This window comes from Rhizobium moroccans (genome assembly GCF_057559155.1).
The window spans coordinates 28,442-55,054 of the sequence record NZ_JBHFJG010000001.1 but is presented as its reverse complement, the minus strand read 5'-3'; the positions used below and the strand labels follow the sequence as shown (position 1 = coordinate 55,054).

Here is a 26,613-nt window from a genome sequence, read left to right as displayed (position 1 = left end):
CGCGTGCTTTGCCGTCAGCCACTCTTTTCCTGCTCGACGCCGGATAGATGCAACTGCCACGCCCGCATTTGCTTGGGGTTTGGCTTCGGCGGAAGCTCGGCATGCGTGGCGGCGAAAAGCAGAGCGCAATCGCCTGTCAGCGTCCAATGCCGTTGCAGATCGATCGGGCGGACGCCGCTGCCACCATAGACAGGATCCTCGCTCGACCAGACGACCCGCCATTGCATGCCTTCCGGAGGCGCAAGAAGCGGATCCGGCAGGCTCCAAACCACCAGATCCTTGCCGAGATTGACGAGCAACAGACGTTCATCGCCCGCATTCCCGCACAGGTAACACAACAAGAAGGCGGAGGCCGAAAGAACGCTGCCGTCAACCCTGCTCCTGCTTGGATCGAAGGCCGGCTGCTCACGCCTGATCTTCAGAAGATCGCGATGGAGAGCGACGACATCGGCGTTCTTCTCCCATTCGCTCCAATCGAGCTTCGAACGCTCGAACGTATCCGGATCGCCGGGAACGGGCATGTTGCGGGCGAAGTCCTCCCCCCTGAGGCTGGGAAATTGCTTTAGAGATTCGATGCGTCCCTGACGGACAGTTTCCAGCAGCTCGCCTCCCTGGTCGGCAAAATAATGGAACGGGCTCGAAGCACCGAACTCCTGCCCCTGGAACAACATCGGCGTCTGCGGTCCGAGCAGCAGCAGCGCCGTCATGGCCCTGACGCGCGCGGGGGAAGCCAGCCTGTCCATGCGCAGGCCGGTGCCCGAATTGGCGATCTGGTCGTGATTCTGCAGGAAGTGGACGAAGTTTTCAGGCGCGAGGTCCAGGCCCGGACGGCCGCGCGGCCCATCCTGCCAGTCATATCTCTGGCCTTGAAAAAGATAACCGAATTTGGCGGAGGAAACGAACTCCTGCGCTTGACCGCGATGATCGTGGTAATAGGCCTCATTGCGGCCCGTCAGCGCCACCATCGCTGAATGGTGAAAATCGTCATTCCAGAGCGCGTCGAGCCCGTGGCCGGAACTTTCCGGCGATCGCACCAGCCTGGTGTCCTGCGGCTCGTTTTCCGCCACCAGATAGATTTGACGCTTTCCGGCCGCGGCACGCGTCTCCCGCACTATCAGTGCGATCACATGCTCATCGCTGTCATCGAAAAGCGCCTGGGTAGCGTCGAGCCGCAGCCCGTCGAAATGGAATTCGTCGATCCAATAGGCCGCGTTCTTGGAAAAAAATTCGCGGACGGCGGCGCTGCCCGCCCCATCGAAATTGATGGAGGCACCCCAGTCGTTGCGGTAGCGGTCCGTGAAATAGTCGGCGGAGAAGTCGCCGAAGCGCTCGCCGCAGCCGAAGTGGTTATAGACGACATCCAGGATTGCACCGAGCCCGAGGCGGTGAGCAGCATCGATGAAGATGCGCAGATCATCCGGTCCGCCATAGAGACGGGTCGGCGCATAGGGCAGCACGCCGTCATATCCCCAACCGAAGGTACCGTTGAATTCATTGACGGGCATGACCTCCAGGCAGGTGATGCCGATATCCCTTAAGTGGTCGAGCTTCGAGGCCGCCGCGGCCCATGTACCTTCCTTCGTGAAGGTGCCGATATGCATCTCGTAGAGCACCTGCCTTTGCGGCGATATTCCCGGCCAGTCCCCGTCCTGCCATCGGTAGGCAGAAGGATCGACCACCATGGAGGGACCGGCAGGGCCTCGGGGTTGGAAACGGGAGGCCGGATCGGCCAGCAACTCATCGAGGCCATCCAGTTTCAGGCTGTAAAGCGTCCCGGCCGTCATGCCGGGGACATGCAGCGAGAAATAGCCATCAGGTTCGGCCGCCATGGCATACTCGTCTCCGTTTTCCACCACGACGGAGACATGCTTGCGGGCCGGAGCCCAGACACGGAAGGAAACGCCGCCATCGACCAGTTCGGCACCGACCGGATAACGGCGTCCCGGGGAACAGCGACGGGATGTTTGGTAGCTGACGGACTTCGAAGGGCTGCTCATGGCAGTTCCGGTAGTGGGAGCGAAAACGGCTAACGAACATCCAGCAGCGCTCGAAGTTCCAGTCTATTTCGCTGGCGCCTTACACAGGATCACGAAGGCCTCGTAAGCCCTCAACTCGACACCTTCACAGAGCTCCTTCACGGGCGAGTAATTGCTGATCAGGCACTCGCCGCAAACCTGCAGTTCGTCAGGAATGGTCAACGATATCGGCCGCGGCGTGAAATTGGCCACCACGACCAGCCGATCCCCTTTCAAAGTGCGGGAATAGACGAATATGTCCGGATGCTGATCCAGCCACGACTGGTAGAGGCCATAGACGATGACCGGATGTTTCTTACGCAGCTCGATCAGTTTGCGATAATGATTCCAGACCGAGTTTTCGTCCGTCATCGCGCTTTCGGCATTGATCTTCGGATAGTTGGCGTTGACCTCGATCCACGGGACACCGGTCGTGAACCCACCATGCGGAGCAGCGCTCCATTGCATGGGCGTGCGGGCATTGTCGCGGCCGTTCTCATTGGCGCCCCGGAGGAAGTCTTCCGGCGAGTAGCCCGCCTCGACATGCAGCCGGTGCATGTTCAGCGTCTCGATATCCCGGTACTGCTCGATCTTGGTGAAGGGCACGTTGGTCATGCCGATCTCCTCCCCCTGATAGATGAAGGGCGTGCCTTTCATCAGGTGCAGCACGGTGGCCAGCATCTTGGCTGATTCCATGTGATAACCGGTGACGTTGCCATATTTGGAGACGGCGCGCGGCAGGTCGTGATTACCCCAGAACAGCGAGTTCCAGCCGTCCTCGGAAAGCGCGTATTGCCATTTGCTGAGCACGGATTTGAGCCGCACCAGATCGAAGGGCTTCGGGCGCCATTTGCCGAACTTCTCGTCCCATTGCTGGGTGACGTGCTCAAACTGGAAGATCATCGAAAGTTCCCGGCGGTCCTTGCCGGAATAGAGGAGCGCCGAGCCCGGCGTTGCGCTCCAGGTTTCCCCGACGGTGAGCACGTTCCGGCTGCCGAAGGTTTCGCGGTGCATTTCCTGCAGATAATCGTGCAGGTGCGGGCCGTCCTTGACGATCTCCTGATCGACCTTTTTCCCGATGTAATCGATGACGTCCATGCGGAAGCCGGCGATACCGCGCTCAAGCCACCAATTCATCATCTTGTAGATCTCGGCACGAACCTTTGGGTTTTCCCAATTAAGATCCGGCTGGCGGCGAGAGAACAGATGCAGATAGTATTCGCCCGTTTCCGGATCGAGCGTCCAGGCCGGGCCACCGAAGGATGACTTCAGGCGGTTCGGAAATCCGCCGTCCGCCCCTGGCCGCCGCCAGATATAGAAATCGCGATAGGGATTATCGATCGATTTTCGTGCCTCGATAAACCATGGATGCTCGTCCGAGGTATGATTGACCACGAGGTCGAGCAGGACGCCGATATCGCGGCGTCTCGCCTCCGCAACGAGGTGATCGAAATCGGCAAGCGTGCCGAATTCCGGGGCGATATCCTGGTAATCGGAGATATCGTAGCCATTGTCGTCCATCGGCGAGGCGTAGATCGGTGATAGCCAAATCACGCCGACCCCGAGCGCCTTCAGGTAGTCGAGCTTCGACGCGATGCCAGGGATGTCTCCGATGCCGTCGCCGTTGCTGTCGACGAAACTGCGGGGATAAATCTGGTAGACGGTCGAGGTGTGCCACCATTTACGCTCTATCGAAAACCCTTGCTCTATCACGTGGGTTGCGGGCTGTTCGCTGAATTGGTCCATCGGAAGCCTCCCTCAACTCTCTGGCTCGAACGTCCAACGGCTGCGGGAGTTCCTGGATCGCGGAACATTGGCGGTCTGTGCCGGTTAGGTCTGCGAGAACCATAACCGCTAAAGGAGGTCCAGCATGAGCAGCCGACTCCCTCCAACTCCCCCTGAAAACCTGAGTCACAAGGGCTCCGGCGAACAGAGCCATGCGACAGACGAACGGCAGGGCAAATCGCATGCGGCAAACGATCCCGCCAAGCAGGGCCAGCAGGGCAACACCAAGATCAACACCACCCATCAGGGTTATCAGCAGGACCGCTGAGGAGGTTTTAATGTCGACATCCGAAAAGACGCCGGCCAGTATCCGCCAGGGCGGACCGGGCGCTTCCCATGAAAACGCCAAGGAACCCCTGAAGGTCAAGAAACCGCCGGCCGATTCCGATCGTCGTTCGCAGAGCCGGGTCTCCGGCGGCGGCGGCGAACGCGACAGCCATCATACGCATGATGCCGAAAAGAAGGGCGGCGGCACGCGCCCGGCCCACTGAGCATCTCAAGACTAAAGAACGCGCCTCAGCTGCACTTAAAATTCAGACGCCCTCCCCGCTGATGCGGAGAGGGCGATTTAATGCGCGGTAAGCGAACAGGCCGGGTCAAACCTTGGCCGTTTCTCCGGCTTCCTTGAGCGAGGCGAACTTGACGGTGACGGAACGAAGGTTCTCGTCGAGCCATTTCGCCATTGCCATTTCTTCGTCCAGATTGGCCTTCAGCGCTGCGACATGACCGGGAAAGCCGCCGAGATCGGCGATGGTGATCAGCGATTTGTAAGCCGCGATCTCGTAGTTCTCGAAAGCGAAACTGGCGAAGGAGTTCTTCAGTATCTCATCGCCGGCAATCGAATGCCCCATAGCGGCCATCGAGCCGGTGAAGGAAAGCGCCACATCCTTCAGCATGGACCTGTCTTCGGAAAGGCTGTCCAGTACTTCCTCCAGTCTGGTGATCTGTCCTTCTGTTTCGCGGATATGTTGTTCGAGCTTCCTCGCGACTTCCGGATAGTTCTCAATCCGCTTCACCTGCGGCTTCATGATGGAAAGCGCCTGATTTTCCATTGCATGAGCGTTCTTTAGCCCGGTAACGAAAATCGAACGGGTTTCGGTCTCGGCCATTTTGCGGTTCTCCCTTGTTGGTATCCTCTAACCGCACGCCATCCTCTTTGTTCCAGCCGGGAAGCTTGAAGCCGAACAGCAAACGCCCCGCGCCGAAAAGCTGAACAGGCGCGGGGCGCTCTCCGTCCGGATATTTCACTGACCGTTGGCGGCAACGGTCAGTTGGCGGCCGTTCGAGCCGCAGCCGCATCGCCCTGCGCGAGGTCCACGCTTGCGACCACCGACATGCCAGGGACGAGCCTGTCGGTGAAAGGCTGCTGCGGCTCTATGGCGATCCGGACAGGAATGCGCTGGGCAACCTTGGTGAAATTGCCGGTCGCGTTGTCCGCCTTGATGACGGAGAATTCCGAACCCGTGGCCGGCGCGAAGCGCTCGATGCGGCCGATGAAGGCCTGATGCCCGAGCGCATCGACGGTGAAGCTCACCTGCTGCCCAGGCTTCATGCCATCGAGCTGGGTTTCCTTGAAATTCGCCACCACCCAGACACGATCTGGCACCACCGATCCGATCTGAGTGCCGACGGAGACATATTGCCCAAGCCGCCCGGTCACCTCGCCCAGCGTGCCGTCCTGAGGAGCGACGATGCGCGTATTCTGGAGGTCGATCTCGGCCAACCTTACGGCCGCCTGAGCGCCCTCGACATTGGCTTCGAGCGAGCGCCGGCTGACGACGATGGTGTTGAGGTCCTGTTGCGCGACGAGCTCGGCGGCCTCAGCCTGATGGACGGCTGCCTGAGCCTGGTCGAAGGCTGCGCGGTTCTTCTCCCATTCGCTTTGGCTGGCAATGTTCTTTTCCAGCAGGTTCTGGGTGCGCGCATAGGCAGTTCTGGCCGCCTCGAAGGCAGCCTTGGCGCTCTCGACCGCTGCCCTGGCGGACGCGATCTTGGCTTCGGCCGACTTGCGGCTCTGCTCGGAATTGGCAAGCGCCGCTTCCGCGGCCGCGAGCGTGGCCTTCGCCTGCTCCAGCTTCTGGGCATAGATGCGGTCATCGATCCTGGCGACGAGATCGCCTTTTTTCACCTTCTGATAGTCCTGGACGGGAACCTCGACCAGATAGCCGGCGAGCTGGGGACTGAGAAGCGTCACCTGGCCGCGCACATAGGCGTCGTTGGTCATTTCCACGGACCCGTGGAAGGGCGGCAGGTTCCAGGCATAGAGGACCACGAGAATGCCGGCTGCGCCGATGAAGAGAGCGATATAAGTGGCTATGGAGCGAAATATCTTGGTCATGGCAGTTTCTTCTTGTTCTTGCGGATTGTTGTTTCAGGCGGCGGTCGGCGCTGGACGGCTCCAGCCGATCCGCAATCGTTCGCGATTGCGCCAGCCGACATGGATGACCAAGCAGGCAAGCGCGAAAAGCGCGAGATAGAAGGTCAGAAGGAACGAGTCGTTGTAGGCGAGCGCATAGGCTTGCTGCGATACCTGTCGGGAAAAAGAAGCGGCGCCCTGCAGCGTCTGCTGACCCGGATCTGCCAGGACCTTTCCATAGGCCCCGCCGAGCTGCTTCAGCCGGGCGGCGACGAGCGGATCGGTGGAGGCAAGCCGCGCGACCAGCCGGAAGGAATGGAACTGCTCCCGCCATTGTACGAAAGTGCCGTAAAGAGCGCTGCCTAGGTAACCTCCGACCTTCTGCGTGGCAAGGAAGACCACGAGGAAGGAGAGGATGTAGTTCGGTCCCCGCTTCAGCGCCGCCCCCATGCCCACGGCAAGCGCCGGCGGCAGGAAGAGACCGCTCGCGAAGGTCACCAGCGCCTGGCTCAGATACATCTGCTCCGGCCGGGTAAGAATGGTCGAGCGGCTGTCCATATAGCTGCCGACGGCGATCAGGATCAGTGACACGGCGTGGATCAGCGATTCCCGACCAGGTTTCATCAAGGCGGCGCATATCATGCCTGCAACGAGAGCCGCGATCAGCATGACCCAGTAGAGACCGGCCATCTGCTCGTTCAGCATTCCGACATTGCGCAGGAAGTTGACCGCGCCGCTCGACTGCTCCGACAGCGCTATGCGGAAGACCATCAGGACGCCGGTGAAATGCAGGATTTCGCGCGAGGTCAGCCACCGGATGTCGACGAGATGGTTCTTGCGGTTGAGCTCGATGGCCGCGAAGATCGCCGAGGCCGCGATCCCGATGACGATCAGCCAGGCAAGCCAGTCCGCCTCGAGCCACCAGTAGGTCCGCCCCACCGTGAGCGCCATGGCGAAGGAGCCGAGCCCGACCGCAAGGAAGATGTAGCTCACCACGTCGAGCGTGCTGATGACCTTGGCCCTCGGCGGCGAATTGAGCGGCAGAAGATAGACGAGACCGAGCGAAATCATCGCAAGCCCCATCTCTACCCGGTAGAGCGCATGGTAATCGCCGATATCCATCAGGGCAGGCGAGATGAGGCCTGTAACCGGTGTTGCAAGCGCCGAGGCCGTAAGCGCAATGCAGATGCCTATGTTCATCTTCCTTGCAGGCGGCAGGGGCTCCAGGATGTAAAGAAAGCCGAGAGAGGTCATCGGCGCTGCCGCAACGCCTGCGAAGAAACGCAGCACGAGCGCGCTGTGATAGTCGTTGACCCAGAGATGGGCGAGGCAGACGAGGAGATAGACGACGATCGCCACTTCCGCGAAGTTCCTCAGCCCATATTGGGCCCTCACCTTGAAAAGCAGCAAAGTGAGGCTGGCGTTCGGAAAGAGGTAAACGGCCATCAGCCAGGTCGCCTCCACCTGCGTCAGCTCCATGGGACCGGCGATCTGCTGCAGGTTCGTGGAGAGGAAGCTCAGGCCGAGACCCTGTGTGAGAGTGATCAGCGCGCCGGCCAGAATATAGGCGGCGGTCAACAATGGAGGCTTCGGCGCGAAGGCGGGCGGTGTGGCAGGCGCAGCGGGCTTGGGAGGCTCGGGAGCCGCAGAAACCGCTTCGGCGGGCTCAGCCCGCCGTTCATCATCATCCTGTTCATCCGTTGCTTGGGAGGCTTCACGCAGAGACATCGACAATCTCCAGATCGGCGATGTTGGCTGCAATGGTTTCGATAAGCGCGATGGAGGCGCGCAGGTCCTCCTCGTCGATATCGGCGAAGATCCGCATGCGCATCCGGTCGGCGATCGATTTCACGAGTGCCGCCTGCTCCTCTCCATGAGGAGTGAGAACGATGAGCTTCACGCGCCGATCATTGGCATCCGGACGCCGTTCGATAACGCCGTTTTCCTCCATGCGGTCGAGAAGCCGAACCATGGTGGCCTGCTCGAGCTCCATCTCGCAGGCAAGTTCGCTCTGGGTCATGCCCTGCTTCTTGGCAAGCCGAAAGAGGACGCGGGCGCGCGGATAGGTCAATCCATGCGCCGTCACCTGCTGGTTGAAGGCCGTGTGGATCTTGCGGCTCGCCTTGTTGATCGATTCCAGAAATTCGGAAGAGAGGGTGTCGCGTTTCATCGTAGGCATAATGTTAGTGCGCTAAGTTTCATCTATCAGATTAATTAGTACACTAAGTTTCTGCATGCAAGGGTCGAGACGAGAATTTTCGATTGTGCAGGAGGATTGCGGATGCGGACGGCTGATCGCGCCTACACCGGCAGCGAACCGGGCCCTTGTGCGATCAACGAAGAAAGCGGCCGCGGAACCGATATCCCACGGCCGTAGCTGCATCAGTTCATGGTATCGCAGCCTTCGCCATTTCGGCTTTCTTCATGCTGTCCTTTTCCATATCGGCCTTGTGCATGCAGTCGGCCTTGCCCAACGCCCGGATACCGAAGGTTCACCGCCATCCCTTCGCTGTCATTGGAATCCCGTTACAGTTTCGCGCCTATGTGATATCGATTGCAGGGGAATGATTTTTGCCGGCTCGTGTAACCGATCCGCTTCTTTCCACGAATGTCCGATGAAACGGCATGACAAACGCAAATTCGGAACAAAGTTTGAAGCAGCTCATGCTTCTCTCCCTCGACGGGGATGAGGGGGCGTATCGGCGTTTGCTTCATTCCCTGCGCACCCTGCTCATAACCTATTACGGCCGCAGGATGGGAGGCGGAACCAGAGCGGATATGGAAGACCTGGTCCAGGAGACATTGCTGGCACTGCATTCCCGAAAGGCGACCTATGACCGGGAGCGGCCTTTCACAGCCTGGTTCTTTGCGATCGCCCGTTACAAGCTGATCGATCACCATCGCGGGCACGGTGGTCGGGCCGCAGCGGAAATTGAACTCGCCGAAGATATCGAAGACGGTTTCGGAGAGGAGGCCCTGACGGCGCGGATGGATGTGGAGCGGCTTCTCGAAACCCTGCCGGCCAAGCAGCGGGAATTCATCCGCCAGGTAAGGCTCGAAGGCCAGTCGGTCTCCGACACCGCCGATCGCTACGGCCAGACGGAATCGGCGATCAAGGTCGGCATTCACCGGGGCATCAAGGCTCTTTCACAAAGATTGCGAGGCGATACGTGAAGCGGACGGATGACATGATCGAGGCTCTCGTGCGCGACTTGCGGCCGACGCCGCGCCGCGCGCTAGAACGCCGGTTTGTATTGGGCGTTCTTCCCGCCCTGGCCATTTCGCTTGCCCTCATGCTGGCGATCCTGGGACTTCGCGTCGATATGGCCCAAGCGGTGACACTGCCGGTCTTCTGGATCAAATCCGCCTACAATGCGCTGCTTGCGCTGGCCGCCTTCACCGCGGCTCGTCATCTTGCCCGTCCTGACGGATCGCAAGGACGGTTTTTCAAGCTCGCAGCAATCATAGTGGCCACAATGGCGGTGATCGCCGCCACGCAGCTCCTGTCCTCTCCCGAGGAGATCTATCCGGCCCTTATTTTCGGATCGTCGGCGCTGCATTGCCCTTTTCTGATCCTGGCATTCGCGGTTCCGGTGCTTGCCGGGAATTTTTGGGTTCTTCGCGGTGCCGCGCCGGCCGATCTCAGGCTCGCGGGCTTTATTGCCGGCATTGCCTCGGGTGCTGCCGGCGCCTGGATCTATTCGTGGTTCTGCACTGAGAACGGCATGCCTTTCGTGCTGATATGGTACTCGCTGGGGATATTGGTGACGGGCCTGATTGGCGCGTTCCTCGGCCCGCGATTGCTCCGCTGGTGAAGCTCCTGTCAGCGACGATCAAAGAAGGCTCGCGGTATTAAGATTATCGTTCACGCAACCGTCTCTTCCCGCTACAGTTCGGGCTCTCGTCCTTTGTCCCGGATTTCACAATGACCGATAGCGTTCTCGACCGTTTTCTTCGTTATGTCGTCATCGATACCCAATCCGATGCGAAGTCGAAGACGCAGCCCTCGACCGAAAAACAAAAGGTGCTCGGCCGGCTCTTGGTAGAGGAGTTGCTGGCAATCGGCCTTTCGGATGCTCATCTCGACGAGCATGGCTATGTCTACGCGACCATTCCTTCCAATACGACCAAACAGGTGCCGGTCATCTGCTTTTGTTCGCACATGGATACCGCGCCGGATTTCAGCGGCACCGGCGTGAAGCCGCAAATCGTGAAGAACTATCAGGGCGGCGACATTCGCTTGCCCGTCGATCCGGAGCAGGTGATCCGCGTCGACGAGCACCCGGAACTCTTGAACCAGATCGGCAACGACATCGTCACGACCGATGGAACGACCCTGCTCGGCGCCGACGACAAGGCGGGCATTGCCGAGATCGTGGCGGCCGCCGAGTTCCTCGTGAACAACCCGGATATCGAGCACGGCACGATCCGCATTCTGTTTACCACCGACGAGGAGATCGGCCGCGGCGTCGACAAGGTCGACCTCGCCAAGCTCGGCGCCGAATTCGGCTATACGGTCGATGGTGAAACCGCCGGCACGATCGAGGACGAAACCTTCTCCGCCGATGGCGTGGAAATCTCCATCAAAGGCGTCGCCATTCATCCGGGCTTCGCCTTTGGCAAGATGGAGAACGCGATCAAGATCGCCGGCGCGATCATCGACCGGCTGCCGAAGGAGATCGCTCCCGAAACCACCAAGGACAGGGAAGGCTTCATTCACCCGACCGACCTCAGCGGCTCGATGGAGAAGGCAAGCTTGAGCTTCATCATCCGAGATTTCACCGAACAGGGCCTTGCCGAGAAGGAGGCCTTGCTGGAGAGGATCACGAAGGAGGTGTTGGCGGCCTATCCGGGCTCTTCCTTCAGCTTCAACGTGAAGGAACAGTACCGCAACATGAAAGCAGTCCTCGACCATCATCCCCAAGTGGTCGAGAACGCGATCGAGGCAATCCGGCGCGCAGGCATGCAGCCAGTGCGCGGCAGCATCCGCGGCGGTACGGACGGCTCCCGGCTATCCTTCATGGGACTGCCTGCGGCCAATCTCTTCGCCGGCGGCCATGCCTTCCATTCCCCGCTCGAATGGGTGAGCAGGCAGGATATGGAAAAGGCCGTCAAGACGCTGGTCGAACTTGCGAAAGTCTGGGCGGAGCGCGCCTGAAGCGCTCCCGCGGGCTTGAAGCCGGCACGTTGCCGCCATAAGTAGGGTTCACCCGCAGTTCCAACAGGATGTGACGCATCATGGATTTCACCCCGACAGCAAAGCCGCTTCGCCTTGCCATTGGGAACTTGCCGATCCATGCCCGCATCCATAACGCTTTCCGATCTTTCCTGGTCCACGCCTGACGGCTGGCCGCTTTTCACAGATCTTTCCTTGAGCTTCGGCGCCGAGCGCGCCGGCCTTGTCGGCCGCAACGGCGTCGGAAAGACCACGCTTCTGAAGCTGATTGCCGGCGATCAGACGCCGCAATCCGGCACGGTTGCCGTTTCCGGCCGCCTGCATGTGCTGCATCAGAGCGTTCAGGTTTCGCCGGAGGAAACGGTTGCCGATCTCTTCGGCATACGCGATTCGCTTGCCTTGCTTGGCCGCGCCGAGATGGGAGAGGCGACGACCGAGGAACTGACTTTGGCGGATTGGACGCTGGAAGCGCGCGTGGCTGCAGCACTGACGCGGACCAGTCTGGATGCGGAAATCCGCACTCCGCTTCTCACCCTTTCCGGCGGCCAACGCACCCGCGCTGCGCTTGCCGCCGCCATCTTTGCCGAACCGGACTTCCTGATACTCGATGAGCCGACCAACAATCTCGATCGCGACGGCAGGCAGGCGGTGATCGATCTCCTTGCCGCCTGGCGCAGCGGCGCGATCGTCGTCAGCCACGACCGTGAACTGCTCGAAACCATGGACGCTATCATCGAGCTGACGACGCTGGGAGCGACCCGTTATGGCGGCAACTGGAGCGCTTATCGCGAACGCAAGGCTCTGGAGCTTGCCGCAGCCGAACACGATCTGGCGGAAACGCAAAAGCGGGTGGCGGAAGTCGCCCGTAGCGCGCAGGAGCGGGCCGAGCGTAAGGCGCGCAGGGACAGCATCGGACGCAAGAAGGCGGCCAGGGGCGACATGCCGCGCATCGTTGCGGGAGGATTGAAACGCCGGGCGGAAAACACCAGCGGCGACCATGCCCGCCTTGCAGGGCGCCGGCAAGAACTGGCCATGGAAGACGCCGCTGCCGCGCGCGAGAAGATCGAGGTTCTGCAGCCGTTCTCCGTCAAGCTGCCCTCGACAGGCTTACCGGCGAATAAGACGGTGCTGCGGATCGAGGGTGTGACGGCCGGCTACTCGCGGGAACAGCCGGTATTGCGCCGCCTTTCGCTGGAAATCACCGGGCCGGAGCGGCTGGCCGTCACGGGACCGAACGGTTCCGGCAAGACGACGCTGCTGTCGCTCGTCACCGGAGCACTGCAGCCCCGCGAAGGCTCGGTGCGAATCATGGTGCCGTTTTCCATGCTCGATCAGCGCGTCAGCCTGCTCGATCCCTCCCTTTCCATCCGCGACAATTTCCGGCTGCTTAATCCGGATGCGGACGAGAATGCCTGTCGCGCGGCCCTGGCCCGCTTCATGTTTCGGGCGGATGCCGCCCTGCAGATCACCGGAAACCTCTCCGGCGGGCAGATGCTGCGAGCGGGTCTGGCCTGCGTTCTCGGCGGCCCGCATCCCCCCTCCCTGCTGATTCTCGATGAGCCGACCAATCATCTCGATCTCGATTCGATCGCGGCCGTCGAAGCGGGATTGCGCGCCTATGATGGCGCGCTGATGGTCGTCAGCCATGACGAGATGTTTCTGGAGGCGATCGGCATCACCCGACGCTTCGAACTCGCTGCGATTACTTAGCCGGCGAACCGACTAAACCCTGCTTAGACAACAGGTTGACACCGACGGCTTCGAACTCGGCATTCTTGCGTGCGATGATCCTTTCGGCTGTCTCGTCCGGCTGGTCCACGGTGCTATGCGCGTCCGAGACAACCGTGACCTTCAATCCGCGAGCATGGGCACCCTTGACCGTCGCCGCCACGCAGAAGTCGCTCTGCGCGCCGACGAGGACAACCTCGCTGGTCTGCTGGTCGTCGACCCACCGTGCGAATTCCGGATTGCTGAACGCATCGCCCACGCTTTTTCCAAAGGTCGGCTCGTCGTCTCGCTGGCCGAGCGCCGGCCAAACGGGCCAGCCGGACGCGCCGGGTGCCAGCGGGTCACCCTCCGGTCCGTCATGACGGATGAAGGCGACCTTGCGGCCACTGCCTCTCGCCCATTCGATGATCACGCGGACACGGGCCGCAATTCCCTCGGCATCATGGATCGGCGGCTCCGCCAGCCCGTCGAACATTCCGGTCTGAAGATCGATCGCAACGAGCGGGGCCGTTTCGGGCGGCAGGCGGGATGACATGGATGGAAGCTCCGGAAAGATGGCGATGCACCACGATAGAGCGTTTCAGGCGGAATGGAAATTATCTGAGCAGGCCTTGCCCGCCATCGACGAAGATCGGAGCGCCGGTCACATGCCTCGAACGCTCCGAGGCGAGAAACAGGATGACCTCGGCCACATCCTCGCTTTCCCCTGCCCTACCGCCGGTGATCGGGATATCACCCTTCGGAAACTGCACCGGCACGGCGGTTTCCTTCTCGGCGCGCAAAGTCGTGTTGTCGTCGATATTGGTGTCGATCGCGCCTGGACAGACGGCATTAACGCGGATTCCATGCTTGCCGAGTTCCAATGCGAGCTGCTGGACGATCGCCACCTGCGCCGCCTTGGTCGCCACATAGGCCGTCGCGCCCGGCGTGTTGAAGCTGCGATTGCCGTTGATCGACGATACGACCACCACGGAGCCGCCCTGCTTCTTCAAATGCGGCACAGCCGCATGAAAGGTGAGATAGGTGCCGCGCAGGTTGACCGCGATCGTCTGGTCGAACTCTTCCGGCTTCAGATCGTCAATCGGTGCCCACACCCCGTTGATGCCGGCATTGGCAACGACGATATCGAGCCGTCCGAACTCGCTCGCAAGTCTATCGAACGCCTCGCGCATCTCGGCTTCATCCGAAACATCCGCCTCGAGCACCAGGGCCTCGCCGCCTGCCCGCCTGATCTCCTCGGCGGTCTTCTCGATCTCGCTTCTGGTTCGCCCGAGCACGCCCACCTTCGCGCCTTCCGCGGCAAGCTTGACGGCGGCTGCCTTGCCGATCCCGGAGCCTGCGCCCGTTACCAGGGCAACTTGCGATCGAAGTTCCATGGGGCGGTCCTTCCTGTCTTGAATACGGGTCATGCCTCGTCAGACGAACGGCAGGAAAAGCTCAAGGTTCCGGATATTTCTCCTTGAGAATGCGCAAGCCCTCGGTGAATTTCGAGCCATCGCCGCCCATGCGCAGCGTCTGCGACAGGTTGTCGGTCAGATCGGCCCGCTTCACCGGCCGGGCCAGCGGGTTGGCGATCGAACGCCGCACGAAGACGAAATAATCCTCACCGTCGCGCTTGCTCATGGCATCGACCGCTTCGACGATCCTTTCCGGAAAACCTTCCTGCCGCAGCCGGTCGAGTGTCCAGCCGGAGCCTTTTTCCACGACATCGTGGAGCCAGGCGACGAGCTTTTCGTCATCCCCTTCCAGGCTCTCGGCGACACGCCGCACATGCTCGATGAAAGGCTCGCCGGTCTTGCTCGACTGGCCATCATGCGCTTCGGTCGCGATGGCGATCGCTTTTTCGATCAGGCTGTTTGACGGCATGGCATCATGTCCGGTCTTCATCGAATTGCTGAACCGGCAGTGGCTGCAGCCAGTTTTCGCGGCGCTTCACCCATATTTCATAGGTCGGCTCGAGATCCGTCGGCGCCATGTCCAGAGAACCCACACGGATTTCCACCTCGTCGCCACCGCCGGCGTTGAAAACGCGCGAGCCGCATTCGGGGCAGAAGCCGCGTCCATGGAAATACTTCACCTCGCCCGTGCTTTCGAAAGCCTGGCGTGGCCAGATGCCGAAGGTCACGAAGCTCGATCCGCTTTCCTTCCTGCAATCGGCGCAATGGCAAAGGCCCAACCTCAACGGGGCATCCCTGACGGCATATCTGACCTTACCGCAGAGACAGCTTCCAGACCGGATAATCATGAGACAAGTGACCTCCCGAGGTTTACTCCATTCTTTCCTTCTCCGGCAGCGATCCGCACCGGCACCGATTTGGCAGCCGGCACCTTGCTCTTTTCCGCATGCTGCCAGAGCGGAACCAGCACGTTGCATTCCGGATAATAAGCCGCACAGCAGCCCTGCGGCACATCGTAGGGTACCGCCCGAAGACCGGAAATGGAGCGCGTGACGTTGTCGGTGGAAACCGTTTGCACCGTCACATCGGCGCCCTCTGCTATGCCGAACCGCGCCATATCTGCCGGATTGAGGAAAATCACCATGCGAGTACCTTCGACGCCGCGGAAGCGGTCGCGATAGCCATAGACGGTGGTGTTGAACTGGTCGTTGCTCCTGAGCGTGATGAGCCGCAGCACATCCTGTTGCGTGCCGCTGTCGAAGCTTGCAGAAAGCGCCTTCGGAACCTTGAAATTTGCCTTGCCCGTCTCGGTTTTCCATTCACGCTTGCGGGCGGGCAAAGGCTTCTCGAAACCGCCGGGAGTCCACATGCGGCTGTTGAAATCCTGAAACGTCTCGGGCCAGGTGGCTTCGATGGCGTCCCGCACTTTTCCATAGTCAGCGACCCATTCGTCCCAAGGCACGAGCGGATTGGGCGGCAGCACCGCCTTGGCGATCTCGGCGATGATCTTCGGCTCGGAAAGCAGATGCTTGGCTGCCGGTTGATAGCGCCCTTTCGAAGCGTGAAAGCAGGCGGTCGAATCTTCCGTCGTCACCACCTGCGCGCCCGTCGCCTGCTCGTCTCGCTCCAATCTTCCAAGACAGGGGAGCAGATAGGCCACATCCCCATTGAAGAGGTGGCCGCGGTTGAGCTTTGTCGCCACCTGAACGGTAAGCCGCATTCGCGGCCAGGCTTCCTCCATCGGCCCTGTATCGGGTACTGCCCGCAAAAAATTGCCCCCGAGACCGATGAAGGCGCGCACCTCGCCGTCGAGAATGCCGCGGCAGACATCCACTGTCGTCATACCGTCCTCGCGTAGCGGGTCGAAGCCATAGAGTTCGGCGAGTCTCTCGAGCGGCACCAGGTTCGCCTTTTCGGCGATGCCGACCGTTCGTTGCCCCTGCACGTTGGAATGGCCTCGAACGGGGCAAATACCGGCACCGGGCTTGCCGATGTTGCCTCGCAAAAGCAGCAGGTTCACCAGCATCTGAACGCTGTCCACGCCGAGCCTGTGCTGGGTAAGCCCCATGCCGTAGACCGCCATCACCGCATTGGCGCGGCCATAGGCAGCAGCCGCCTCTTCCATTTCGTCGCGCGTGAGGCCGGCCTCCTTTTCGAGCACGCCCCAGGACTGCTCCTCGACGAACGCCCTGAACGCATCGAACCCGTGGCAATGCTCGGCAATGAAGGCATGGTCGAGTATGCCGCCCGAAGCCGCTTCGCGCTCGAAGAGCGATTTGCACATCCCCAGCACCGCTGCGATATCGCCACCCGCCTTCACCTGATAGTAGCGATGACTGATCCTGGTCTCTCCACCGGTCAGCATCTCGACCGGGTTCTGCGGGTTGGTGAAGCGCTCCAGCCCACGCTCCTTCAGCGGGTTGAAAGTTACGATCGTGCAGCCCCGCCGCGCCGCCTCCTGAAGCTGATGCAGCATGCGGGGGCTGTTCGAACCCGTATTCTGCCCGAAGAAGAAGATGGCGTCGGCATGTTCGAAATCGTCGAGCCTGACCGTGCCGACCGGCTGGCCGATCACCTCCGGAAGTGCGACCGAGGTCGTCTCGTGACACATGTTGGAACTATCCGGCAGGTTGTTGTTGCCATAGAGCCGGGCGAGAAGCTGATACATGTAGGAAGCTTCGAGCGAGGCCCGGCCGGAGGCGTAGAAGACGACTTTCTTTGGCTCGCTTTCGCGGAGCCCTTTAAGCTCCCGGCCGATCTCCTCGAAGGCGCTTTCCCAGGAAACAGGCTCATAGATGTCGAGCAGGTGGTCGTAGCGCATCGGATGCGTCAGCCGCCCGGCAGCTTCCAGGCTGTAATCGTCCCATTTCTGCAGTTCGGAAACGGTATGCGCGGCAAAAAACTCCGGCGTGGCGCGTCTGGTTGTCAGTTCCCAGAAGGTCGCCTTGGCGCCGTTCTCACAGAATTCCGCCGGATGCGGATGCGCAGGTTTTGCCCAGGCGCAGCTCACGCATGCGAAACCCTTCGGCTTGTTCTGGTGCAGGAGCGCATCGATGGTCGAAAGACGGGCCCTGCTGCGAACCGCATTGCGCAGAAGCGAATGAACGGAACCCCAGCCGCCCGCGGGACCCTGGTAATGCCTGATATGGATCTGCGAGGCCATCGCGGACTTTCCTCTCGAAGGCCGGAGCTTTCCGGGCATTTCAAGGAATAATCACCGCGACCCCACTTGGTTCCCGGCCTGGCTTATCCAGCAGCCCCGTCGATTAGTGCCGGATGCCTTTCTCCACCCCCAGATGCTGGCTGAGCACCGTTTCATTGGCGAGAAGATCGGCGCTGGCGCCCTGGTAGACGATGGCCCCGCGGTCCAGGATCACGGCTTCGTCCGAAAGCGGCAGCACCTTGCGTGCCTTCTGCTCGATGATGATGGCGGAGATGCCCTCCCCCTCGACGATGCGCCGGATGGCAGCGAGCAATTCGTCCACGATGATGGGAGCAAGCCCCTCCAGCGGCTCGTCCAGCAGCAGCAGCTTGGGGTTGACCATCAGCGCCCGGCCGACCGCCAGCATCTGCTGTTCGCCGCCGGAGAGCTGGTTACCGAGGTTTCGGCGCCGTTCCTTGAGCCGCGGGAACATGGCATAGACCCGTTCCACCGACCAGGCACCCGGACGGGCGATCGCCGTCAGGTTTTCCTCCACGGTCAGGGATTTGAAGATGTTCCGCTCCTGCGGCACCCATCCGATGCCTGCCGCCGCGCGCCGGTCGGCCTGAAGTCTGGTGATGTCGCGACCCATCAGCCGGATCGTTCCTGAGTGATATGTAGTCAGTCCCGCAAGCGTATCCACAAGCGTCGTCTTGCCGGTGCCGTTGCGGCCGAGCAGCGCCAGGGTCCTGCCTTGAGAAAGGCTGAGGCTGATAGCTGAAAGGACGCTCGCCTCTCCATAACCCGCGACCAGCTTTTCCGTAACGAGCACCGGTTCGCTCATGCGTTTTCCCCCAGATAGACAGCCTTGACGCGCGGATCGGCGGAGATTTCCCTGACCGTGCCTTCCGTGAAGATCGCGCCGGCCACCAGTACCGAAATGCGGCTGGCGAAGGAGAAGACAAGCTCCATGTCGTGTTCGATCAGAACCACGGTCACATCGGAGGGTAGGTCGGAGACGATGGCGAGCACTTCGTGGCGCTCGTCCTCCGGCACCCCGGCCGCCGGCTCATCCAAAAGCAACACGCGCGGCTTCGACGCAAAGGCAAGCGCGATTTCCAGAAGCCGCTGCTTGCCATAGGGCAGGATGGCTGTCCTCTCACCCATCACCGAAGCGAGACCGAAACGATCAAGCAAGGCGGCCGCCTCGTCCACCACCGCGCCGTAGCCGGCTATGGAACGCCAGAGGTTATGGCCGGTGCCTTCCCGCTCTGCAATCGCCAGTGCCACGGTTTCCAGCGGCGTGAAATCCGTGAAAAGCTGGTTGATCTGGAAGGTGCGGGTCAGCCCTCGCTTCACCCGCCGGAAGGAGGCGAGCGAGGTGATATCCTCGCCTTCCAGGAAGACCTTTCCCTCGGAAGGCGGCAGAACGCCGGTGAGCAGGTTGATGAGCGTGGTCTTGCCCGCGCCGTTCGGCCCGATCAGCGCGTGGCGTGCGCCGCGTTCCACCTTCAAGTTGACGTCGTTGGTGGCGAGAAAGGCCCCGAAACGCCGCTTGAGGCCCTTGGTTTCGAGAACAATGCCGGTCATCGGCCTGCCTCCTTCCTCGAAAAGCGGTCGGGCAGGAACTCGATCCAGCGGGCAAGCCGATCCCGGCCGGTCAGCACCATTGCCACGAGAATGAGCCCGATCCAGAACATCCAGTATTGCGGGGTGACCACCGACAGCCAGTCCTTCAGCAGCGTGAAGATGATCGCCCCGAATATGCCGCCATAGAGATATCCGGTGCCGCCGATGACCAGCACCATCAGGAGGTCGGCGGAACGGTGGAAGGCAAGCACATCCGGAGAGACGAAACTTGTCGTCTGGGTAAGCAGCGCGCCCGCCATGCCGGCGAAGACCGCAGCCAGGCTATAGACGGCCACGATGCGCCTTCTTGCCGGCACCCCCACCAAGCCGGCACGCATCGGATTGCCCTTGATTGCCTTGAGGGAGAGGCCGAAGGGTGAGAATGCCAGCCGCCTGGCGATCATGGTAACCAAAAAGAGGACGACGAGGCAGTAGATATAGCCATTACGGCCGAAGAGATCGAACTCGAAGGTGCCGAGGATCGGGCCGACCGTAAAGCCGCCCAGGCCGTCCGCGCCGCCCGTCAGCCAGGCCATTTGATTGGCGACCTCCGCCATCATCAGCGCGATGCCGAGCGTCGTCATCAGCCGGGTCAGGTCGGAACCGCGCAAGATGAGAAAGCTCGTAAGGAACCCGAGCACTCCGGACACAAGCCCCGCCGCGATCAGGCCGACCACCGGCTCGGCGATGAAATGCAGTGCCATCAGACCGGCGATATAGGCTCCGAGCCCGAAGAAGGCGGCATGCCCGAGCGAGACTATTCCGGCAAAGCCCAGCACAAGATCGAGCGAGACGGCAAACAAGGCCAATATGGCAATCTCGGTCAGGATCAGGAGTTTCGTCGGCGCCACGAAGATCGCAGCGATAGCCGCAATCCACACCAGGATCTCGTAAAATCTGATGCGGTTGCGCCGCTTCATGAATTTCGCCGCGCGGCTTTCCGCAGTTGCGGCGGAAGAATCGGTCATTGCCGTGACATCCTGCGAGATGGCGTTCATCGTCCGGCTCCCCGCGCGAAGAGACCGTTCGGGCGGATGATCAGCATGACGATCATCAATGCATAGATCACGAATGGACCGATGGCCGGCACATAATATTTGCCCGCCACGTCGGCGATGCCGAGTAGCATGGCCGCAAGGAACGGGCCCGAAATGGTCGACGTGCCGCCAACCGATACGACGATCAGGAAGTAGATCATGAATTTGAGCGGAAAATTCGGGTCGAGTCCGAGGATTTCAGCTCCCATGGCGCCCCCGAGACCGGCAAGCCCGGAGCCGAAGGCGAAGGTGAGCGCGAACACGAAGGAGACGTTGATGCCGAGCCCCATTGCGACACGCCGGTCGTCGACAGCCGCGCGAAGACGGCTTCCGAAGCGCGTCCTTGAGAGAATGAGTTGAAGCAGCACTGCAAGCACCGCGCAGACGACGATGGTGAAAAGCCGATAGCGGCCGATCCCGACACCCAGAATTTCCATGCGCCCCGAAAGCTCAGGCGGCAGGTTGATGAGTTGCTGCTGCCCGCCCATAAAATAATCGGCGGCGGCAACCGACATGAAGACGATGCCCACGGAAAACAGCACCTGATCCAGGTGGCTCGCCTGATAAAGCCAGCGGTAGAGCGTCCGCTCCAGGATCGCGCCGATAGCGGCGGTCAGCAGGAAGGCCGCCGGCAGGCACCAATAGAACGAGATGCCGTAACGGTTCATCATCACGACGGTGATGTAGCCTCCGGCCATGGCAAACGCCCCATGGGCCAGATTGATGAAGTTCATCAGACCGAGCGTGATGGTCAGGCCGCAGGCCAGAATGAACAGCAGCATTCCGTAGGCGATACCGTCGAACAATATTGTCAGCATTGGCTCTTCTTCTGAGGCAGCCCGCCTTCCATGGCGGACCTGCGTTCATTGGCAACCGCATCCCGCATTCCTTCGGCCCATGGTCACGAGGAAGCAGGACAGTTCAGCCAGCCGAGGATCAGGAGACCTTGTCCCCGGCTGCTCGCAGCGACTACTTGGCCTCGGCCTTTTCCGGATCCTTCAGTGCGGCGAAGGTCTCGAACTCCACATTGTGCAGCTCGCCATCCACTTCCTTCACTTCGCGCATGTAGATGTTCTGGATGATGTCGCGGGTTTCCGGATCGATCGAGACCGGGCCACGCGGGCTCGTCCAGGAGAGGCCTTTCACGGCCTCCATGAAGCCAGGGCCGCTGGCGTCACCCTTGGTCTTTTCAAGCGCGGCATAGATCAGCGCCATGCTGTCATATCCGCCGACGGACATGAAATTCGGTCGCATGCCGTTATTGGCCTTCTCGAAAGCCTCGACATAGGCCTTGTTCTCCGGGCTGTCGTGCGCGGTCGCATAGAAATGGCCGGTGATCGTGCCGAGAGCGGGCTTGCCCATGCTGTTCAGGATATCGTCATCGGTGACGTCGCCGGTGGCGATGAGCTTTATCCCGGCTTCGGCCAGGCCGCGATCGGCGAACTGCTTCATGAACAGCGAACCGACGCCGGAAGGCAGGAAGACGAAGACCGCATCCGGCTTGGCATCGCGCACACGCTGCAGGAAGGGCGCGAAATCGGGATTCTGGAGCGGCACACGGACAGCTTCGCTGACCTCACCGCCTTTCGAGGTGAATTCCTTGGTGAACCACTTCTCGGCATCCAGGCCGGGGCCGTAGTCGGAGACGAGCGTCACCACCTTTTTGATGCCGTTCTGAGCCGCCCAGGTTCCGACGGGAAGCGAATATTGCGGCAGAGTGCCGGAAGTGCGGGTGATGAATTCCGACGCCTTGGTGATGGCCGCAGTTCCGGCGGACGTGACGACCATGGGAACCTTGGCCTGGGTGGCGACCGGGGCGACCGCCATGGCGAGCGGCGTCAGGCCGCCGCCGGCAAGCACCTGCACGCCTTCGTTGACGACCAGCTCCTGCGCTATGCGGCGTGTCTGGTCCGCGACGCCGGCATCGTCCCGGATGATCAGCTCGACCTTCTTGCCGGAAACGGTGTCGCCCTTCATTTCCATGAAGGTCTTGGCCCCGGCGGAAACCTGCCGGCCGGTGGATGCGAACGGGCCGGTCATCGGCAGAATGAGGCCGATCTTCACGACCTCCTGCGCCGCTACCGGCAGCGCACCCATGAGCGCCATCATCAGGCTCGCGGCACCGAGCAACATTCCTCTCATCATGAATTCCTCCCTCCCAGGTTTTTGATAGGCTTGCGACGGCGAAAAGACTGCTGCCCTTCATAAGAAGCGCCACAGCCAGCCTAGCCCTTCATTTCACCCCGCTTATGAACCGCACCGTAAGGCAAGCTCGTCGGCGGCATTCCTCCTCGATCGCTCCTCTGTAACCCCACCTGCAAAGCTGTCGCATCCTAGCTCCGAGGCGTCTCGATGTTTCATCATATCGCCTGCCACGGTTATAAGTTCTCGCTATAACGAGGATTCGGGCCATCGATCCGCTTGCTTATGGACGGGCCTTCCCGAACTACTCTCGGCCCCGCTCGACGATACGAAGGAGCTCTCATTTGGCAGCGACATTCGGGTCCCGAATCTTGGGATAGGTGGCGAACTCGACATTGTAGAGCTCGCCATCCACTTCCTTCACCTCGCGCATATAGATGTCCTGCACGATATCGCGCGTGGCCGGGTCGATCGCGATCGGTCCCCGTGGGCTCACCCACTCCATGCCCTTCATGGCATCCACCAGCTTTGTGCCATCGGTATCGCCGCCGGTCTTCTCCAGGGCGGCATAAGCCAGATGCATGGCATCATAGCCGCCGACCGACATGAAGTTGGGCCGCATGTTGTTGGTCTTGCGGACTTCCGCCACAAATGCCTTGTTTTCCGGGCTGTCGTGATTGGCCGAATAGAAATGTCCGGTGATGACGCCTTTGGCCGCAGGACCAATCCCGTTCAGAAGGTCATCGTCGGTCACATCGCCTGTAGCGATCAGCCTTATACCGGCCTCCGCCAGACCGCGATCGACGAACTGCTTCATGAACAGCGAGCCGACGCCCGAGGGCACGAAAACGAAGACCGCGTCCGGCTTGGAATCGCGCACACGCTGCAGGAAGGGCGCGAAATCCGGGTTCTGGAGCGGCACGCGCACGGCCTCCACGACTTCCCCGCCTTCCTTCTTGAACTGCTCGGTGAAACCTTTCTCGATATCGATCCCAGGGCCGTAGTCGGAAACCAGCGTCACCACGCGTTTCAAGCCGTTCTGAACGGCCCAGGTGGCGACCGGCACGGCCGATTGCGGTCCGGCCATGCTTGTCCGCACGTAGTATTCGGACTGCGGCATGATCGCCGACGTAGTGGCCGAGGTGATGATCGCGGGGATCTTGGCCTGATTGATGACGGGCGAGACGGACATGGCAAGCGGCGTCAGTCCGAAACCCATCAGCATCTTCACGCCTTCATTGACCACGAGTTCCTGCGCGATGCGCCGCGTCTGGTCCGCGACGCCGGCATCGTCACGCAGCACCACTTCGATTTTCTTACCCGCAACCGTGTCGCCCTTCAGCGACATATAGGCTTTGACACCGGCGTCCACCTGTCGCCCCGTCGAGGCGAAGGGGCCTGTCATCGGCAGAATCAGGCCGATCTTGACGGTTTCCTGAGCCACTGCCGGCAATGCCATGAAACCGGCAAGCGCAATGCTCGCCGCCATCAACCCTCTTCTCGTTACCATTTCTGCTCCTCCCTGAGCTTAAGTGGCGCCTTCTACGCCCGGCGGCCTCCTCCGCCGAACTCATTCAATGCTATCTCGCGATAGCGCTGCGGTTATGGCGGCAGGCTGTTGGCAACTGTATACATGCCGTATGCTTTCGGAGCTCGCTGGAGCATGAACATCCAAGTCAGCACTCTCCGAAAAGCCTCCGCCACCCCTCTAAGTTTACGGCCAGGTCGACGTCGGTCAGACGTACATGCATGACCGCAGCCTCCCTCCTCCTAGCCGAAATTTAAGGTAAGGCCTGTATACAAGAAGTGTCAATACGGAGCCGCTCCTACGGAAACGGCCAGCAGTTTTTCCTGCAAAATCTTTCGGTGAAACGCTTGCCTGCTCTATTCGATTTTCATTTTTTCCGTACATCGGCTATCCCGCTAGATCGGAACATGATGCGGTGATCGGGCGGCGTTGCCCATTCGATATTCATCGCCTGACAGGCGGGGTTCACATGGGCGATCGGCCGAAGATCAAGGACATTGCGGAACTGGCAGGCGTCTCGGTCGCCACGGTTTCCCGGGCGCTCAGCGATAGCGATCTGGTGACGGAGGAGACCCGCAGGCGCATTCATGAACTGGCGCGCCAGATGGATTACCGTCCGAATGTCAGCGCCCGCAATCTCCGCACCCGTAAATCCAAGGCCGTTCTCCTCGTCGTCCGGGATGTCGGCAACCCGTTCTATCTGGACATCCTGAAGGGGGTGGAGGCCACGGCGCGCGAGGCCGGCTACGCGGTATTGATGGGAAATACGGAGAACGATCCCACCCGCGAAACCGAATATTTCAACATGCTGCGCGACGGACATGCCGACGGCATGATCCTGATGACCGGCAAGCTGCCATCCGCAAGCGAGGAGACGATACGCTTCCGGGCGGACCTGCCGGTGGTCGTTGCACTCGAACTCATCAGCGAATCCGGCTTTCCCCATGTCCAGATCGATAATGTCGCCGCCGCGCGCGAGGCGGTCGAGCATCTCATCTCGCTCGGTCACAGGCGGATTGCGCATATCACCGGCCCCGTACCCGAAATCCTGAGCATCCATCGCCGAGAAGGCTACCGGCAGGCGATGCGCGAGGCTGGGCTGACGATCCCAGAAGGTTACGAAGTACGCGGCGATTACCTCCTAGGAAGCGGACAAGAATGCTGCCGCGGGCTCCTCGCACTGCCCGAACCGCCCACGGCCATCTTCGTCGCCAATGACGAGATGGCCTATGGCGCCGTGCACGAGCTGCGCCGGCTCGGCTACGAAGTGCCGGAGGATGTCTCTGTCGTCGGTTTCGACGATCTTTATTTCAGCAAGGCCTTTTATCCGCCGCTGACCACCGTAAGCCAGCCGCGCACGGAGATCGGTCGAACGGCCATGGCCTTGCTTCTGAAGATACTGGCAGGCAATGAGAGCGGCCGGCGGGATCCGGTCGTATTGCCCACCACGTTGAAGATCCGCGGCAGCACAGCGGCCCCTCGGAGCTGACTTCCACCGGGCTGCCGGAACGCATTGCTGAATTATGCCGTTAACCGAGCGTTCGCGATCGGAGGCATCGGAATGTCCGTGCAGCATATCAGCTTCTATGTCCTCCTCGTTCTGGTGACGATCGCCTTCATTGCCGTCATCCTGCCCTTCTACTCCGCAGTTTTCTGGGCGATCGTGCTGGCGATAATCTTCTTTCCGGTCCATGTTCGGATCGAAAACCGCCTCGGCGGACATCGAAATGCCGCTGCGGCGCTTTCCGTGCTCATGTGCCTCTGCCTCGTCATCATTCCGGGGCTAGCGATCCTGAGTTCGCTGATCCAGGAGGGAAATAGCCTTTATCAGCGCATCAGCAGCGGCGAGATCGATCTGGGCAACCTCCTCAGGCAAGCGGAAGAAATCCTGCCCCTGTTCGTTCGCGAATGGCTTCGTTCGCTGCAGGTGGATGGTTTCGCCGCGCTACAGGAGCGGCTTTCCTCGGCCCTCATGCAGGGCGGGCGCTTCTTCGCCGGACGTGTTCTAACGGTCGGCCAGAACACGTTGCAGTTCTTCGTCACCTTCGGCGTGATGCTTTACATGCTCTTCTTCTTTTTCCGCGACGGCCGTTTTCTCGCCCGCACCATCCGGCGCGCCATTCCCTTGAGCGACTCCCATACGCGGCAGTTCACCTCGAGGTTCACCTCCGTCATTCGCGCCACGATCCGGGGCAATATCATCATCGCCGTTATACAGGGCATGATCGGCGGCCTTGCGTTCTGGGCCCTCGGCATAGAGCCCGCCTTGCTATGGGGCGTGCTGATGACCTTCCTGTCCCTGCTTCCGGCTGTCGGAGCAGCACTCGTATGGATACCCGCCGCGCTTTATCTCGCTTTGGCCGTTTCCTGGATCAAGGCCGCCATTCTGGTGTTCGTCGGCATCTTCGTCATCGGCCTTGTCGATAACCTTCTGAGACCTCCGCTGGTCGGAAAGGAAACCCGGCTTCCAGATTATCTCGTGCTGATCTCGACGATCGGAGGCATATCGCTGCTGGGCGTCAACGGCTTCGTCATCGGGCCGCTCGTCACCGCGCTCTTCATCGCGGCCTGGGGCATCTTCATCGAAGAGCGGGAGCCGGAGGAAACGGCTCGCAACTCAGCCGCCCGCAAATCGAAATCGCCAAGGAACCATGCCTTGAAAAGGTAGTTCGACGGGT

The 26,613-nt window shown here is 60.9% G+C and carries 25 protein-coding genes; 8 read left to right on the top strand and 17 right to left on the bottom strand.

What is annotated here, in order from left to right; genetic code table 11:
• Nucleotides 1-14 precede the first annotated feature (14 nt).
• Together treZ and ACE04I_RS00255 are read right to left on the bottom strand one after the other, a co-directional pair.
• Complete coding sequence (treZ, locus tag ACE04I_RS00260; RefSeq protein WP_487206287.1) at nucleotides 15-1,997, bottom strand: malto-oligosyltrehalose trehalohydrolase; 1,983 nt, start codon at nucleotides 1,995-1,997, stop codon at nucleotides 15-17.
• A gap of 63 nt (nucleotides 1,998-2,060) precedes the next feature.
• The gene (locus tag ACE04I_RS00255; RefSeq protein ID WP_487206286.1) at nucleotides 2,061-3,761 is read right to left on the bottom strand and encodes a glycoside hydrolase family 13 protein; all 1,701 of its coding nucleotides are present in this window, start codon (nucleotides 3,759-3,761) and stop codon (nucleotides 2,061-2,063) included.
• 124 nt (nucleotides 3,762-3,885) lie between these two features.
• Here ACE04I_RS00255 and ACE04I_RS00250 point away from each other — a divergent pair, with 124 nt between their 5' ends.
• Together ACE04I_RS00250 and ACE04I_RS00245 are read left to right on the top strand one after the other, a co-directional pair.
• Nucleotides 3,886-4,068, top strand: coding sequence for a hypothetical protein (locus ACE04I_RS00250; protein WP_046796128.1), 183 nt, complete (start codon nucleotides 3,886-3,888; stop codon nucleotides 4,066-4,068).
• A 10-nt stretch (nucleotides 4,069-4,078) separates the two neighbouring features.
• Nucleotides 4,079-4,291, top strand: a complete 213-nt coding sequence (locus tag ACE04I_RS00245; protein WP_487206285.1) for a hypothetical protein — start codon at nucleotides 4,079-4,081, stop codon at nucleotides 4,289-4,291.
• A gap of 105 nt (nucleotides 4,292-4,396) precedes the next feature.
• On the opposite strand, the gene ACE04I_RS00240 is transcribed toward ACE04I_RS00245, so the two are convergent.
• From ACE04I_RS00240 to ACE04I_RS00225, 4 genes are all read right to left on the bottom strand, one after another.
• Nucleotides 4,397-4,909 (bottom strand): ferritin-like domain-containing protein, encoded by a 513-nt coding sequence (locus ACE04I_RS00240; protein ID WP_487206284.1) that lies wholly within the window; start codon nucleotides 4,907-4,909, stop codon nucleotides 4,397-4,399.
• Nucleotides 4,910-5,067: 158 nt separating this feature from the next.
• Complete coding sequence (locus tag ACE04I_RS00235) at nucleotides 5,068-6,138, bottom strand: HlyD family secretion protein (protein WP_487206283.1); 1,071 nt, start codon at nucleotides 6,136-6,138, stop codon at nucleotides 5,068-5,070.
• 33 nt (nucleotides 6,139-6,171) lie between these two features.
• A complete protein-coding gene (locus ACE04I_RS00230; RefSeq protein ID WP_487206282.1) occupies nucleotides 6,172-7,884 on the bottom strand; it encodes an efflux MFS transporter permease in 1,713 nt (570 codons plus the stop codon).
• Nucleotides 7,871-8,326: a MarR family winged helix-turn-helix transcriptional regulator gene (locus tag ACE04I_RS00225; RefSeq protein ID WP_487206281.1), complete on the bottom strand. Its 456-nt coding sequence runs from the start codon at nucleotides 8,324-8,326 to the stop codon at nucleotides 7,871-7,873. The genes ACE04I_RS00230 and ACE04I_RS00225 overlap by 14 nt, the downstream gene beginning before the upstream one ends.
• A 455-nt stretch (nucleotides 8,327-8,781) precedes the next feature.
• Here ACE04I_RS00225 and ACE04I_RS00220 point away from each other — a divergent pair, with 455 nt between their 5' ends.
• The 4 genes from ACE04I_RS00220 to ACE04I_RS00205 all read left to right on the top strand — a co-directional run bounded on the left by ACE04I_RS00220 (nucleotide 8,782) and on the right by ACE04I_RS00205 (nucleotide 13,042).
• On the top strand, nucleotides 8,782-9,330 hold the full coding sequence (locus ACE04I_RS00220; protein WP_046796123.1) for a sigma-70 family RNA polymerase sigma factor: 549 nt from the start codon (nucleotides 8,782-8,784) through the stop codon (nucleotides 9,328-9,330).
• A 14-nt stretch (nucleotides 9,331-9,344) separates the two neighbouring features.
• A complete protein-coding gene (locus ACE04I_RS00215; RefSeq protein ID WP_487206425.1) occupies nucleotides 9,345-9,971 on the top strand; it encodes a DUF1109 domain-containing protein in 627 nt (208 codons plus the stop codon).
• A gap of 110 nt (nucleotides 9,972-10,081) precedes the next feature.
• Entirely contained in the window at nucleotides 10,082-11,314 is a 1,233-nt protein-coding gene (pepT, locus tag ACE04I_RS00210; RefSeq protein ID WP_487206280.1) for a peptidase T, read from the top strand.
• 138 nt (nucleotides 11,315-11,452) lie between these two features.
• The gene (locus ACE04I_RS00205) at nucleotides 11,453-13,042 is read left to right on the top strand and encodes an ABC-F family ATP-binding cassette domain-containing protein (RefSeq protein ID WP_487206279.1); all 1,590 of its coding nucleotides are present in this window, start codon (nucleotides 11,453-11,455) and stop codon (nucleotides 13,040-13,042) included.
• Here ACE04I_RS00205 and ACE04I_RS00200 read toward each other — a convergent pair.
• From ACE04I_RS00200 to ACE04I_RS00150, 11 genes are all read right to left on the bottom strand, one after another.
• Nucleotides 13,035-13,595 carry an isochorismatase family protein gene (locus tag ACE04I_RS00200; protein WP_487206278.1) on the bottom strand — a complete coding sequence of 187 codons (561 nt, stop codon included), beginning with the start codon at nucleotides 13,593-13,595 and terminating at the stop codon, nucleotides 13,035-13,037. The two genes, ACE04I_RS00205 and ACE04I_RS00200, sit on opposite strands and share 8 nt — an antisense overlap.
• A gap of 61 nt (nucleotides 13,596-13,656) precedes the next feature.
• Nucleotides 13,657-14,436: an SDR family oxidoreductase gene (locus ACE04I_RS00195; RefSeq protein WP_487206277.1), complete on the bottom strand. Its 780-nt coding sequence runs from the start codon at nucleotides 14,434-14,436 to the stop codon at nucleotides 13,657-13,659.
• A 61-nt stretch (nucleotides 14,437-14,497) separates the two neighbouring features.
• Nucleotides 14,498-14,926, bottom strand: a complete 429-nt coding sequence (locus ACE04I_RS00190) for an HD domain-containing protein (protein WP_487206276.1) — start codon at nucleotides 14,924-14,926, stop codon at nucleotides 14,498-14,500.
• 4 nt (nucleotides 14,927-14,930) lie between these two features.
• A complete protein-coding gene (locus tag ACE04I_RS00185; RefSeq protein ID WP_046796117.1) occupies nucleotides 14,931-15,305 on the bottom strand; it encodes a GFA family protein in 375 nt (124 codons plus the stop codon).
• A complete protein-coding gene (locus tag ACE04I_RS00180; RefSeq protein ID WP_487206275.1) occupies nucleotides 15,302-17,620 on the bottom strand; it encodes an FdhF/YdeP family oxidoreductase in 2,319 nt (772 codons plus the stop codon). Before ACE04I_RS00180 ends, ACE04I_RS00185 begins: the two co-directional genes overlap by 4 nt.
• A gap of 103 nt (nucleotides 17,621-17,723) precedes the next feature.
• Entirely contained in the window at nucleotides 17,724-18,443 is a 720-nt protein-coding gene (locus ACE04I_RS00175) for an ABC transporter ATP-binding protein (protein WP_487206274.1), read from the bottom strand.
• Nucleotides 18,440-19,189 (bottom strand): ABC transporter ATP-binding protein, encoded by a 750-nt coding sequence (locus ACE04I_RS00170; RefSeq protein WP_487206273.1) that lies wholly within the window; start codon nucleotides 19,187-19,189, stop codon nucleotides 18,440-18,442. The genes ACE04I_RS00175 and ACE04I_RS00170 overlap by 4 nt, the downstream gene beginning before the upstream one ends.
• Entirely contained in the window at nucleotides 19,186-20,196 is a 1,011-nt protein-coding gene (locus tag ACE04I_RS00165; protein ID WP_487206424.1) for a branched-chain amino acid ABC transporter permease, read from the bottom strand. The genes ACE04I_RS00170 and ACE04I_RS00165 overlap by 4 nt, the downstream gene beginning before the upstream one ends.
• Nucleotides 20,197-20,222: 26 nt before the next feature.
• A complete protein-coding gene (locus ACE04I_RS00160) occupies nucleotides 20,223-21,083 on the bottom strand; it encodes a branched-chain amino acid ABC transporter permease (RefSeq protein WP_487206272.1) in 861 nt (286 codons plus the stop codon).
• A gap of 151 nt (nucleotides 21,084-21,234) precedes the next feature.
• Nucleotides 21,235-22,374, bottom strand: a complete 1,140-nt coding sequence (locus ACE04I_RS00155; RefSeq protein WP_487206423.1) for an ABC transporter substrate-binding protein — start codon at nucleotides 22,372-22,374, stop codon at nucleotides 21,235-21,237.
• Between the two features lie 373 nt (nucleotides 22,375-22,747).
• Nucleotides 22,748-23,917 carry an ABC transporter substrate-binding protein gene (locus tag ACE04I_RS00150; protein WP_487206271.1) on the bottom strand — a complete coding sequence of 390 codons (1,170 nt, stop codon included), beginning with the start codon at nucleotides 23,915-23,917 and terminating at the stop codon, nucleotides 22,748-22,750.
• 487 nt (nucleotides 23,918-24,404) lie between these two features.
• Here ACE04I_RS00150 and ACE04I_RS00145 point away from each other — a divergent pair, with 487 nt between their 5' ends.
• Nucleotides 24,405-25,424 (top strand): LacI family DNA-binding transcriptional regulator, encoded by a 1,020-nt coding sequence (locus ACE04I_RS00145; protein WP_487206270.1) that lies wholly within the window; start codon nucleotides 24,405-24,407, stop codon nucleotides 25,422-25,424.
• Nucleotides 25,425-25,496: 72 nt separating this feature from the next.
• Nucleotides 25,497-26,603: an AI-2E family transporter gene (locus ACE04I_RS00140; protein ID WP_046796109.1), complete on the top strand. Its 1,107-nt coding sequence runs from the start codon at nucleotides 25,497-25,499 to the stop codon at nucleotides 26,601-26,603.
• Nucleotides 26,604-26,613 lie beyond the last annotated feature (10 nt).

What these genes read in the sequence shown, in the direction of transcription:
- treZ (WP_487206287.1), bottom strand. Translation starts at nt 1,997, where the DNA reads ATGAGCAGCCCTTCGAAGTCCGTCAGCTACCAAACATCCCGTCGCTGT.
- ACE04I_RS00255 (WP_487206286.1), bottom strand. Translation starts at nt 3,761, where the DNA reads ATGGACCAATTCAGCGAACAGCCCGCAACCCACGTGATAGAGCAAGGG.
- ACE04I_RS00250 (WP_046796128.1), top strand. Translation starts at nt 3,886, where the DNA reads ATGAGCAGCCGACTCCCTCCAACTCCCCCTGAAAACCTGAGTCACAAG.
- ACE04I_RS00245 (WP_487206285.1), top strand. Translation starts at nt 4,079, where the DNA reads ATGTCGACATCCGAAAAGACGCCGGCCAGTATCCGCCAGGGCGGACCG.
- ACE04I_RS00240 (WP_487206284.1), bottom strand. Translation starts at nt 4,909, where the DNA reads ATGGCCGAGACCGAAACCCGTTCGATTTTCGTTACCGGGCTAAAGAAC.
- ACE04I_RS00235 (WP_487206283.1), bottom strand. Translation starts at nt 6,138, where the DNA reads ATGACCAAGATATTTCGCTCCATAGCCACTTATATCGCTCTCTTCATC.
- ACE04I_RS00230 (WP_487206282.1), bottom strand. Translation starts at nt 7,884, where the DNA reads ATGTCTCTGCGTGAAGCCTCCCAAGCAACGGATGAACAGGATGATGAT.
- ACE04I_RS00225 (WP_487206281.1), bottom strand. Translation starts at nt 8,326, where the DNA reads ATGAAACGCGACACCCTCTCTTCCGAATTTCTGGAATCGATCAACAAG.
- ACE04I_RS00220 (WP_046796123.1), top strand. Translation starts at nt 8,782, where the DNA reads ATGACAAACGCAAATTCGGAACAAAGTTTGAAGCAGCTCATGCTTCTC.
- ACE04I_RS00215 (WP_487206425.1), top strand. Translation starts at nt 9,345, where the DNA reads ATGATCGAGGCTCTCGTGCGCGACTTGCGGCCGACGCCGCGCCGCGCG.
- pepT (WP_487206280.1), top strand. Translation starts at nt 10,082, where the DNA reads ATGACCGATAGCGTTCTCGACCGTTTTCTTCGTTATGTCGTCATCGAT.
- ACE04I_RS00205 (WP_487206279.1), top strand. Translation starts at nt 11,453, where the DNA reads ATGCCCGCATCCATAACGCTTTCCGATCTTTCCTGGTCCACGCCTGAC.
- ACE04I_RS00200 (WP_487206278.1), bottom strand. Translation starts at nt 13,595, where the DNA reads ATGTCATCCCGCCTGCCGCCCGAAACGGCCCCGCTCGTTGCGATCGAT.
- ACE04I_RS00195 (WP_487206277.1), bottom strand. Translation starts at nt 14,436, where the DNA reads ATGGAACTTCGATCGCAAGTTGCCCTGGTAACGGGCGCAGGCTCCGGG.
- ACE04I_RS00190 (WP_487206276.1), bottom strand. Translation starts at nt 14,926, where the DNA reads ATGCCGTCAAACAGCCTGATCGAAAAAGCGATCGCCATCGCGACCGAA.
- ACE04I_RS00185 (WP_046796117.1), bottom strand. Translation starts at nt 15,305, where the DNA reads ATGATTATCCGGTCTGGAAGCTGTCTCTGCGGTAAGGTCAGATATGCC.
- ACE04I_RS00180 (WP_487206275.1), bottom strand. Translation starts at nt 17,620, where the DNA reads ATGGCCTCGCAGATCCATATCAGGCATTACCAGGGTCCCGCGGGCGGC.
- ACE04I_RS00175 (WP_487206274.1), bottom strand. Translation starts at nt 18,443, where the DNA reads ATGAGCGAACCGGTGCTCGTTACGGAAAAGCTGGTCGCGGGTTATGGA.
- ACE04I_RS00170 (WP_487206273.1), bottom strand. Translation starts at nt 19,189, where the DNA reads ATGACCGGCATTGTTCTCGAAACCAAGGGCCTCAAGCGGCGTTTCGGG.
- ACE04I_RS00165 (WP_487206424.1), bottom strand. Translation starts at nt 20,196, where the DNA reads ATGACCGATTCTTCCGCCGCAACTGCGGAAAGCCGCGCGGCGAAATTC.
- ACE04I_RS00160 (WP_487206272.1), bottom strand. Translation starts at nt 21,083, where the DNA reads ATGCTGACAATATTGTTCGACGGTATCGCCTACGGAATGCTGCTGTTC.
- ACE04I_RS00155 (WP_487206423.1), bottom strand. Translation starts at nt 22,374, where the DNA reads ATGATGGCGCTCATGGGTGCGCTGCCGGTAGCGGCGCAGGAGGTCGTG.
- ACE04I_RS00150 (WP_487206271.1), bottom strand. Translation starts at nt 23,917, where the DNA reads ATGGTAACGAGAAGAGGGTTGATGGCGGCGAGCATTGCGCTTGCCGGT.
- ACE04I_RS00145 (WP_487206270.1), top strand. Translation starts at nt 24,405, where the DNA reads ATGGGCGATCGGCCGAAGATCAAGGACATTGCGGAACTGGCAGGCGTC.
- ACE04I_RS00140 (WP_046796109.1), top strand. Translation starts at nt 25,497, where the DNA reads ATGTCCGTGCAGCATATCAGCTTCTATGTCCTCCTCGTTCTGGTGACG.